Annotated in this window: 8 protein-coding genes; 3 read left to right on the forward strand and 5 right to left on the reverse strand. The window is 40.5% G+C overall.

Annotated features, from left to right (window positions below):
* Positions 1-280 precede the first annotated feature (280 nt).
* Complete coding sequence (locus tag HJP15_RS03760; protein ID WP_170173097.1) at positions 281-1,447, forward strand: DcaP family trimeric outer membrane transporter; 1,167 nt, start codon at positions 281-283, stop codon at positions 1,445-1,447.
* A gap of 156 nt (positions 1,448-1,603) precedes the next feature.
* Positions 1,604-3,733: a TonB-dependent siderophore receptor gene (locus HJP15_RS03765; RefSeq protein ID WP_054454921.1), complete on the forward strand. Its 2,130-nt coding sequence runs from the start codon at positions 1,604-1,606 to the stop codon at positions 3,731-3,733.
* 400 nt (positions 3,734-4,133) lie between these two features.
* Here HJP15_RS03765 and recA read toward each other — a convergent pair whose 3' ends face one another.
* Together recA and HJP15_RS03775 are read right to left on the reverse strand one after the other, a co-directional pair.
* Entirely contained in the window at positions 4,134-5,177 is a 1,044-nt protein-coding gene (gene recA / locus HJP15_RS03770; protein ID WP_170173098.1) for a recombinase RecA, read from the reverse strand.
* Positions 5,178-5,242: 65 nt separating this feature from the next.
* On the reverse strand, positions 5,243-5,734 hold the full coding sequence (locus tag HJP15_RS03775; RefSeq protein WP_170173099.1) for a CinA family protein: 492 nt from the start codon (positions 5,732-5,734) through the stop codon (positions 5,243-5,245).
* Between the two features lie 21 nt (positions 5,735-5,755).
* Here HJP15_RS03775 and mutS point away from each other — a divergent pair, with 21 nt between their 5' ends.
* The gene (gene mutS / locus HJP15_RS03780) at positions 5,756-8,326 is read left to right on the forward strand and encodes a DNA mismatch repair protein MutS (protein WP_169326528.1); all 2,571 of its coding nucleotides are present in this window, start codon (positions 5,756-5,758) and stop codon (positions 8,324-8,326) included.
* Between the two features lie 77 nt (positions 8,327-8,403).
* Here the strand turns inward: mutS and rpoS are convergent, their stop codons facing one another.
* The 3 genes from rpoS to HJP15_RS03795 are packed head-to-tail and all read right to left on the reverse strand — an operon-like array spanning position 8,404 to position 10,889.
* Positions 8,404-9,387, reverse strand: a complete 984-nt coding sequence (gene rpoS / locus HJP15_RS03785) for an RNA polymerase sigma factor RpoS (RefSeq protein ID WP_054204282.1) — start codon at positions 9,385-9,387, stop codon at positions 8,404-8,406.
* Positions 9,388-9,444: 57 nt separating this feature from the next.
* Positions 9,445-10,269 carry a peptidoglycan DD-metalloendopeptidase family protein gene (locus HJP15_RS03790; RefSeq protein WP_054204283.1) on the reverse strand — a complete coding sequence of 275 codons (825 nt, stop codon included), beginning with the start codon at positions 10,267-10,269 and terminating at the stop codon, positions 9,445-9,447.
* Positions 10,270-10,310: 41 nt separating this feature from the next.
* Positions 10,311-10,889 carry a YqaA family protein gene (locus HJP15_RS03795; RefSeq protein WP_054204284.1) on the reverse strand — a complete coding sequence of 193 codons (579 nt, stop codon included), beginning with the start codon at positions 10,887-10,889 and terminating at the stop codon, positions 10,311-10,313.
* Between the last annotated feature and the right edge of the window lie 2 nt (positions 10,890-10,891).

A 10,891-nucleotide genomic window follows, 5' to 3' on the forward strand; every position in this document is an offset into this window, starting at 1 on the left:
TTACTTGCCATCGGCCTACCCCAAGGATCACCCAGCATCGTAGGTGAAAGTATTAGACCTTAGTTGTAGAGCCTTTTAATTGTTTATATGTACCTAAAAAGATACTAAACTATCGCACTTTTTACACCATTAATACAGTGTGTTAATAATTTGTACTTTTTATGCTCTGTAATAATGCCACCTTAGTCTAATAGACCAATAGGTAATTGAGTAAAAAGCGTACTTAATCAAAAGTGGTATTACAAAAATGCAACAAGCAGCCTCGAATAGGACATTGACTATGACAACAAAAACAACAGCATTAAAAACCCTCACCGCGACAGCCGTTCTATGCGCACTATCAGCAAGCGCGCATGCTGCAACCATTGGTAATACTGATGTAACTTACGGTGGTTATGTAAAGCTAGATGCTATGTGGAGTGACTACTCATCAGGTGTACAAGCTGGCGGAAGCATTGGTCGTGACTTTTACGTACCAGGCACGACACCTGTGGGTGCTGATGTAGATAGTGATCCAGTATTTGATATGCATGCTCGCCAATCACGCTTTTTCTTTGGTACTGCAACAACGCTAGATGACGGTAAAGAAATAAAAACTAAAATTGAAATCGATTTTATTGCATCAGCTGTCGGCGGAAATGAACGCGTGAGTAACTCATACGCCCCGCGTGTTCGCCAAGCATTTATTACTTATGATGGTTGGTTATTTGGCCAAACATGGTCAAACTTCCAGAACGTAGGGGCATTACCTGAAACACTCGATTTTGTAGGCCCAGCAGAGGGCACTGTATTTGTTCGTCAAGCTCAAGTTAAATACACAACGGGTAGCTGGTCTTTCTCTATAGAAAACCCTGAAACCACAGTAACAATGCAAGGTGGTTCAAGAGCGTCAATTGATGATGCATCTTTACCTGATTTTACAGCTCGCTATGCGCACAAGGCAAAATGGGGTGAGATTGTGGTTGCGGGGCTTGCACGTCAACTTAGCTACAAACAAAACGGCATTGACGCAGACGAAACATCATTTGGTGTAAGCGCCTCTGGTAAAGTTAATTTTGGTAAAAACAATCTTAAATTTATGCTTACCCAAGGCCAAGGTTTAGGGCGCTATATTGGTTTAAATGTTGCTAATAGTGCGGTACTTAATGGCGATGATCTCGATGAGATTGATTCAACATCTGGTTTTATTGCTTATCAACAGCAATGGAATAACCAATGGCGTTCAACATTCTTATACTCATTCTTCTCAGCCGATAATAACTCAGATTTACTAGCGATAACTGGCGATCCAACAAAAACAAGTCAAAGCTATAGCGCTAATATTCTTTATTCTCCAGTTAAAAAGCTAACATTTGGTGCTGAGTTAAAAGTTGCCGAACGCGAACTAGAAAGCGGCTCTGATGGTGATATGGAACGCTTACAATTTTCTGTTAAATATGCATTTTAATATTATTTATTTCCTGTTACTTCCTTTTAAGCGGCTTTAGCCGCTTTTTTATTGCCAACCATACCACTCTAACTATCCACTTAAATAGAACAAGTATTGCAAATAACTATCATTTAGATTAAATTACTCGCTTCTTTGAACTATTTGGAACTTTACATGTCTGCCCCGCAATTTTTACGTTTATCTAAGTTAGCCGTACTAACCTCTTTAGCCCTCAGCAGTTACAGCCAAGCCACTGAAAATAAAGACAATGATGAGAATATTGAAAAAATCGCGGTGTATGGACAACACCACAAAAACTATATAACGGAAGATGCACAATCAGCGACCAAACTTGGCTTAACAATAAAAGAAACGCCGCAGTCTATTTCAGTGATCTCGCGCGCACTCATGGATGACTTCTCGCTTGATAATTTAAACGCAGTGTTAGAGAGCACACCAGGCGTAACCGTTGAACAAATAGAGACAGATCGTACGTATTTTAAAGCCCGTGGTTTTGAAATTACGAATTTTCAAATAAATGGTATGGGCTTGCCTCAAGATTTAGGTTCTATTCAAGGTACGCTTGATACATCAATTTTTGAAAGTATTGAGGTTGTTCGCGGTGCCAACGGTTTAATGACCGGTGCTGGTAATCCATCAGCAACTGTTAATATGGTGCTTAAAAAGCCGACTTATCAAACAAAAGTTAGCGCTTCAGCTTCTTATGGTTCGTGGAATAACAAACGTTTTGAGCTTGATGCTTCAACAGCCTTAGCGGATGACCATGCAGTACGCGTCGCATTCACTAAGCAAAAAACAGATTCATACCTAGATCGTTATGAACAAGATAAAACTATTTATTACCTAGCCTACGAAGGACAGCTAACCGATAGTACTCTTTTATCTGTTAACTACGTTAATCAAAAAAAGGATGCTGATAGTCCTCTATGGGGTGCGCTGCCACTTTATTACACTGACGGTACAGCAACAAATTATGACTCATCAACCAGCACTGCCGCTGATTGGTCATACTGGAACAATACCGCTGAACAAATATTTGTATCTATTGAGCAAAGTATTGCTGCTAGTTGGTTTATAAAAGCGAATTATGCCCATATAGAAAATGAGCAAGAGTCGGCTTTATTTTACGTATACGGCACACCAAATAAAGAAACTCAAACAGGTCTATCTGGCTTAGCAAGTAATTATAATTATAAAGATGAGCATGATATTTTTGATTTATATGCCACAGGTAAACTTGATTTATTCTCACGTGAGCATGATTTATCATTTGGCGTAAACCAAGCCGATATGAAAAAAACCGAATCATCGCTATATGATGCAAACCAGCAGCACCCTAATCCAGCACCTAGCATTGATCACTTAAATACTTGGGACGGATCAGCGCCAGTACCCACTTTAAATGCAGGCTTACGTGGTGGGGATGTAAAAAACAGACAACGCTCGGCTTATATATCAGCACGACTTAGTCTCACCGATTCATTTAACTTCTTAACGGGTATAAGCCAAGTTAACTGGCAAACTGATGGTATTTCTTATGGCGTAAATAAAGCGAAAGATAGTGAGCAAACAGTGCCTTACTTCGGTGCTGTTTATGACTTCAACGAGAGTATTTCTAGTTATGCTAGCTACACCGAAACTTTTGTGCCACAAACACAACGCGACATTAACGGTGACTACTTAGATCCAATTACTGGTAAAAGCAGTGAAGTTGGCCTAAAAGCTCAATTACTTGAAGATAATCTATTTATTACTTTGGCATACTTTGATGCCAAACAAGTAGGACTTGCTGTAGCTATTCCTAATTCATCGCCAGATGATACGCGCTTTTATGGCGCTGACGGCATTAATAGTGATGGGTTTGAAGTAGAGCTCAGCGGTAAATTGACTGACGATCTAAGTGCAAGCTTTAGCTACAGTGGCGTAAATATTGAAGGTGATGACTTAGTTAAAGATTACACCCCTGAGAATCAATTTAAGCTTGCTATTACTCATCAAGTACCAACGATTGAAGGTCTAACCTTTGGTTTAAATTACCGCTGGCAAGATGATACTAAGCGCGTACAAGTGCGTGATGCCAACAATAATGCACTCGTTACAACAAAGCAAGACGCTTATGGGCTACTAGATTTAATGGCCACTTACGAAATTACTGATAACGTAGGGGTCACTTTAAACATTAATAATGTTACCTCTGAAAAATACATTAACAGCCTATACTGGGCACAAGGCTATTACGGTGCACCACGTAGTTACGCCATCTCTGTAAATTGGCAACTATAATGACTAACACGCTTTTTATTTATTAAAAAGCTCTAGGGCGTGTTGACCTTTGTGGATTGAAATTTGTTCAATCTAGGGGCGATTTAATCGCGGCGCGAGGTTTGTAACCTAGTGGGCTAAGTAAAAACCGAGCAACAAAGAGTCAATCGCCCCTAGGAAGAACCCTTTGGGCAGCGCATGTTTGGCATTTATACTGCGTTATCGCCTATTTATGGGGAACAACCACACGACATAGGCTCTGCCTTGCCTAAATACCAAACATACTGCTGCAAAATCAATCACGAAAGGTCAACACGCCCTAGCTCATTACTCAAAAAGTAAAAATAAAAAACCGCTAAATAATTATATTTAGCGGTTTTTTAATATTAAGCGCGGGTCAAGTCGAGCTTATTGAGTCTGTTTAAAGCTCTGCATCATCAGCTAAAAGAGCATCTTCATCGTCAGGCTTAATGGTTGCTTTTAATAGCAATAAATCACGCAACTTACCTTCAATCTCATCTGAAATCTCAGGATTCTCTTTCAAAAACTTAATTGAGTTAGATTTACCTTGGCCAACTTTACTGCCATTGTAGCTGTACCATGCACCGGCTTTTTCAACCAATTTATGTTTAACGCCTAAATCAATAAGCTCGCCGTGTTTAGAGATACCTTGGCCGTACATAATAATAAACTCAGCCTGTTTAAATGGCGGTGCAACTTTATTTTTCACCACTTTAACACGGGTTTCGTTACCAACGACTTCATCGCCCTCTTTAACAGAGCCAATACGACGAATATCTAAACGAACAGATGCGTAAAACTTAAGTGCATTACCACCTGTTGTTGTTTCAGGGTTGCCAAACATAACACCAATTTTCATACGAATTTGATTTATGAAGATACATAATGTGTTTGAGCGTTTGATATTACCCGTTAGCTTACGTAATGCTTGTGACATTAAACGTGCTTGAAGACCCATGTGTGAGTCACCCATGTCACCTTCAATCTCAGCTTTTGGTGTAAGTGCAGCAACAGAATCGACAACGACTACATCGACAGCACTTGAGCGTACAAGCATGTCGCAAATTTCAAGTGCTTGCTCACCGGTATCTGGTTGTGAAACTAATAACTCATCAATATTAACGCCTAGTTTCTGTGCGTAAATTGGATCAAGAGCATGCTCAGCATCAACAAAGGCACATGTTTTACCTTCTTTTTGAGCTTCTGCGATAACTTGTAGTGTCAGCGTTGTTTTACCTGATGACTCAGGACCGTATATTTCAACAATACGCCCCATAGGTAAACCACCTATGCCTAACGCGATATCAATGCCTAGTGAGCCTGTTGATACAGCATCAATATCTAACGCTTTGTTATCACCCAATTTCATAATTGAGCCTTTACCAAATTGACGCTCAATTTGAGATAAAGCAGCGTCCAATGCTTTTTGTTTGTTATCGTTCATTTTACTCTCCAAATCCGGCTAATGCAGACAAGTATACTGTATGAAATCACAGTATCAAGCTTATTTTATAAATTTATCTTTTCAATAACACTTTTCAATGCATAAACAATAGCTTGCGACCTAACTTCGGCTCTGCTGCCCGCAAATATTTGTTGGCTAGAATGCACTTTATTGCCAATTTTAATACAAAACCATACTAAACCGACCGGTTTGTCATTAGTGCCGCCACCTGGGCCTGCGACTCCTGATATAGCGACTGATATATCTGCATGTGCAGCTTTACTTGCACCTTCTGCCATTTGCAAAACAGTCTGCTCACTCACTGCACCATAGTGTGTTAATGTTTGTGCATTAACCCCCAGTAAATCTTGCTTTGCTTTATTGCTGTAAGTTACGAATGCACGGTCAATATACGCAGAGCTTCCGGGGGTATCTGTAAGCGCATAACTCACTCCGCCACCAGTACATGATTCAGCGGTAGTGATCCATAAGCATTTATCCGTTAAAATAGCACCTAATTGCGCAGCAAGTGTTTTAATCTCTTGATGTAATTCCATATTCAGCCTTTGGGTAAATACATGTCGTTTGATCTTTATGCACCACACACTATAAGTCAACAAACTCCGATGATGCAGCAGTATCTAAAAATAAAATCTGAGCATCGCGATATTCTAATGTTTTATCGGATGGGTGATTTTTATGAGCTGTTCTTTGATGACGCCAAACGTGCGGCTCAACTGCTTGATATTTCGCAAACTCATCGCGGTAAAGCTGGCGGTGATCCTATACCTATGGCCGGTGTACCTTACCATGCTGTTGAGAACTACCTTGCGCGATTAGTGCAGATGGGCGAATCGGTCGCTATTTGTGAACAAGTAGGCGATCCAGCCACAAGCAAAGGGCCTGTAGAACGAAAAGTTGTGCGAATAGTTACACCTGGTACGATTTCGGACGAAGCGCTATTACAAGAACGCCAAGATAATTTGCTCGCCAGTGTTTGGCAAAGCAAAAAAGGTGTATACGGTGTTGCTTATTTAGATATTAACTCTGGTGTGTTTAACATTGTTGAAGTAAATACCGACGAAGCATTTAGTTCAACCTTGCAACGTTTGGCGCCTGCAGAACTACTTTATAGTGAAGACTTTGCTAACTTTCATTTAATTGAGCATGTTAAAGGTGTGCGTCGTCGTCCTGAATGGGAATTCGATTTAGATACTGCACAACACTTATTATGCGATCAGTTCGGCACTAAGGATTTAGTTGGCTTTGGAGTTGATAAAGCCAAAGCGGCATTAGTCGCTGCCGGCTGCTTAATGCAATATGTAAAAGATACTCAGCGTATTACTTTACCGCATATTCGCGCCATTACTCTTGAGCATAATGAACACGCTGTTATTTTAGATGCTGCCACACGCAAAAACTTAGAGCTAACTGTTAACCTATCAGGTGGCTTTGAAAATACCCTAGCGCAAGTACTCGATAAAACCGCGACAGCCATGGGCTCACGGTTATTAAAACGTCGTATTCATACGCCAATTCGTTCTAAGCTTGAACTAAATGCACGTCTTAATGCGATTAGTGCCATTATCGATGCTCAGCTCTACTGTGAGCTGCATGATTCTTTAAAGCAAATAGGTGACATTGAACGTGTTATTGCGCGCCTTGCTTTGTGTACTGCCCGCCCACGCGATTTAACGCGCCTACGCAGCGCTCTACAAGCCCTTGTACCACTGCATGAGTTATTAACGGATGCCAGCGACCCGCGCATCACTCAAATCATCATGCAGTCACCTGAATTACCAGATTTACAACATTTGCTTGAGCAAGCCGTGATTGATAATCCACCGGTACTTATTCGTGATGGTGGCGTAATTGCCCCCGGTTATAATAGTGAGTTAGACGAGTGGCGCGCGTTAAGCCAAGGCGCAACCGATGTACTTGAACAACTGGAACTGCGTGAGCGTGAACGCACAGGGATCAGCACTCTTAAAATAGGGTATAACCGTGTTCATGGTTTCTTTATCGAAGTGAGCCGCGCCAACGCCCACCTAGTACCTGCTGATTATATTCGTCGCCAAACACTTAAAAATAATGAACGTTACATCATTCCAGAGCTTAAAGAGCACGAAGACAAAGTGCTAGGTAGCCAATCAAAAGCGCTCGCACTTGAAAAACAACTTTATGAACAATTATTTGAATTTATAGCTCCCCACATAGAACAGCTGCAAATGATGGCCGCCGCATTAGCTGATTTAGACGTGCTAAATAACCTCGCAGAGCGTGCTGTTACACTTAACTACGCCAAACCCGTACTATGCGACAATGACGATATAAGTATCAAGCAAGGCCGCCACCCTGTCGTAGAGCAAGTTATGAAAGACCCGTTTATAGCCAACCCTGTTGAACTCAATGCACAACGTAAAATGTTGATCATTACAGGGCCAAACATGGGTGGTAAATCAACTTACATGCGCCAAACTGCACTCATTGTTTTAATGGCGCACATTGGTAGTTTCGTCCCCGCTGACAGCGCACATATTGGTCATATTGATCGTATTTTCACACGTATTGGTGCCAGCGATGACCTTGCATCAGGACGCTCAACGTTTATGGTCGAAATGACCGAAACGGCGACTATTTTAAATAATGCAACAGCGCAATCATTGGTCTTAATGGACGAGATTGGACGAGGCACAAGTACCTACGATGGCTTATCTTTAGCGTATGCAACGGCTGATCATTTAGCATCAAAAATATCAGCCAAAACCTTATTTGCAACGCATTACTTTGAGTTAACCGAATTAGCTGAGCAACAAGCTGGGCTCGTAAATGTTCACTTAGATGCGATTGAGCACAATGATACTATCGCGTTTATGCATACCGTGCTTGATGGCGCTGCCAGCAAAAGCTTTGGCTTACAAGTTGCTGCATTAGCTGGCGTACCGAAAGCTGTGATTAAGCAAGCTAAACAAAAGCTAAAGATGCTTGAGAATCATCAACCCGTTACCGCTGATCTTAATGTTCAGCAGGCATCGTTATTTGAAAGCGAGCCGAGTGAGGTAGAAACTCAGCTGGCTGAAATCGATTTAGATAACCTAAGCCCACGCCAAGCCCAAGACTTACTTTATAAGTTAAAAGCACTGCTTTAATATTCTGAAAGCAAAAAAAGCTGAAGAGTGACACCCTTCAGCTTTTTTAATTCTATTTACGTATGTAATAAAGCAGATTAATTGAATTGGTCAAATAAACTATCTGTACTTAAACCTTCATGCTGTAAAATATCTTTTAAACGGCGCAGCGCTTCAACTTGAATTTGTCTTACACGCTCACGAGTTAAACCAATCTCACGACCTACATCTTCAAGGGTTGATGGTTCATAACCTAACAGGCCAAAACGACGAGCAAGTACTTCGCGTTGCTTGGGGTTTAACTCACCAAGCCAATCTACAATATGCTTATTAATATCGTTATTCTGTACTTCGCCTTCTGGACCAAAGCCTTTCTCATCAGCAATAATATCCAGTAAAGCAGTATCGTTCTCACCACCAATCGGGGTGTCTACTGAGGTGATTTTTTCATTTAAACGCAGCATTTTTGTTACGTCTTCAACAGGTCTATCTAAGCACTCAGCGATTTCTTCCGCTGTTGGCTCATGATCTAGCTTTTGCGTTAATTCACGTGCGGTGCGTAAATATACATTAAGTTCTTTAACAACATGGATAGGCAAACGGATGGTACGAGTTTGATTCATAATAGCGCGTTCAATCGTTTGACGGATCCACCACGTTGCGTAAGTTGAAAATCTAAATCCACGTTCAGGATCAAATTTCTCTACCGCGCGAATTAAACCTAAATTACCTTCTTCAATAAGGTCAAGTAACGCAAGACCACGATTATTATAACGGCGGGCAATTTTAACAACTAAACGTAGATTACTTTCGATCATACGTTTACGAGAAGCTTCGCAGCCTTTTAACGCTTTACGGGCAAAAAACACTTCTTCTTCAGCACTCAGTAAAGGTGAAAAACCTATCTCGCCTAAATATAGTTGGGTTGCATCTAAGTTTTTAGTTACTTCCTCTTTAGCAAATATTTCATCTTCGCTATCAACTTCTTCCAATAATGCTTTATTTGGTTCTTCAACCGCTACATCATCGAATTTATCATCAATTACGTCTTTTGATTTTTCTACTTTTGCTGTGTTACCCATGAGCGTACCCTCAAGCAAATAAGTGATTTATTGACCACTTATATATATTCCCGATAGCTAAGGCAGGTACTTTGCAGGGTTGACTGCTTGACCCCGAAAACGAATCTCAAAACGTAGAGCCGTTACTTCTGAGTCAGAGTTACCGACTTCTGCAATTTTCTGTCCTGCTTTCACATCCTGTTTTTCTTTAACTAGCAGTTTTGAATTATGTGCATAAGCACTTAGATAATCATCATTGTGTTTCAATATGATTAAATTACCGTAACCTCTTAGCGCATTCCCCGCATAAACAACCGTTCCTTTGGCTGCGGCTAAAACAGGCGAACCTTTTTTATTAGCAATTTGTAACCCTTTAAAACCATTTTCCTTAGTAGAAAAGCGCTGAGTTACTTTTCCTTTAGCTGGCCAAGACCAATGTACCCTTTTATCGTACATGCTATTGGAATTGCTAACTTTTTTACTAGTCTGTTTTTGAACATACTCTCGTTGTTTTGGCTGATCAAGCTCTTTCTTTAATTTTTTGTTATTTTTTTGTATTTCTTTTGTAGACTTTTTACTCGAACTCGTATATTTTTTCTGCTTTTTCTTTTTTTCTGATGGTTTTTTAAACGTTATTATTTGCCCCGGTTGAATAATGTAAGGGGCTGGAATACGGTTGTTTTTCGCTAGGGTTCTAAAATCTTGTTTGGCACTAAACGCGATTGAATATAATGTATCGCCTTTTTCGACTGTATAGCGATCACCTGTGATATTAACCTTGCTTGTATAAGGTTTTACATTTGTATTTAAACTGCTTACTGGGGCTGGCGCTTGGCGAGATGAGCAAGCACTGAGCAAAACACTTGTAAATAAAGTAACATAGAGAATTTGTCGTTTATTCATAGTGTTTTGCCCTTAATTACCAAAAAGTGATTTTTCAATGCTTAACGTAGCAAAATGTACGCTATCGCAACTAAAACCACGAGTCCCCAGCCAAGTACTTCAACATATTGACGTAATTTCTGCTCCATTTTAACTCCACCCCATTTCATTAAAGCAGAAACTAAAAAGAAGCGCGCGCCACGACCTACCGCCGACGCCAATAAAAATGGCAAAAACGCCATATGCAATAAACCAGCGCCAATAGTAAACACTTTATAGGGGATAGGAGAAAACCCAGCTAAAAATACAACCCAAACTCCGTAATTTTTAAACCACTCTAAAGCAACGTTAAATTTATCTTGCCATCCCATTTGCGCAATAAGCGGTTCAACAACAGGCTCAAATAACCAAAAACCAAGTAAATAGCCAAATACCCCACCAATAACTGAAGCTATAGTAGTCAGTGTAGCAAAACGCCACGCTTTGCTTGGTTGAGCAAGCGACATAGGCGCAAGCATTACATCAGGCGGTATAGGAAAAATAACTGATTCAGCAAAACTCATCCCTGCTAAATAACGCTCTGCGTGGCGATGTTTTGCCCACACTAATGCCATATCGTATAACTTAGTAAACAATTTCAAAG

This window comes from Pseudoalteromonas sp. NEC-BIFX-2020_002, assembly GCF_013002825.1.
GTDB lineage: Bacteria > Pseudomonadota > Gammaproteobacteria > Enterobacterales > Alteromonadaceae > Pseudoalteromonas > Pseudoalteromonas neustonica.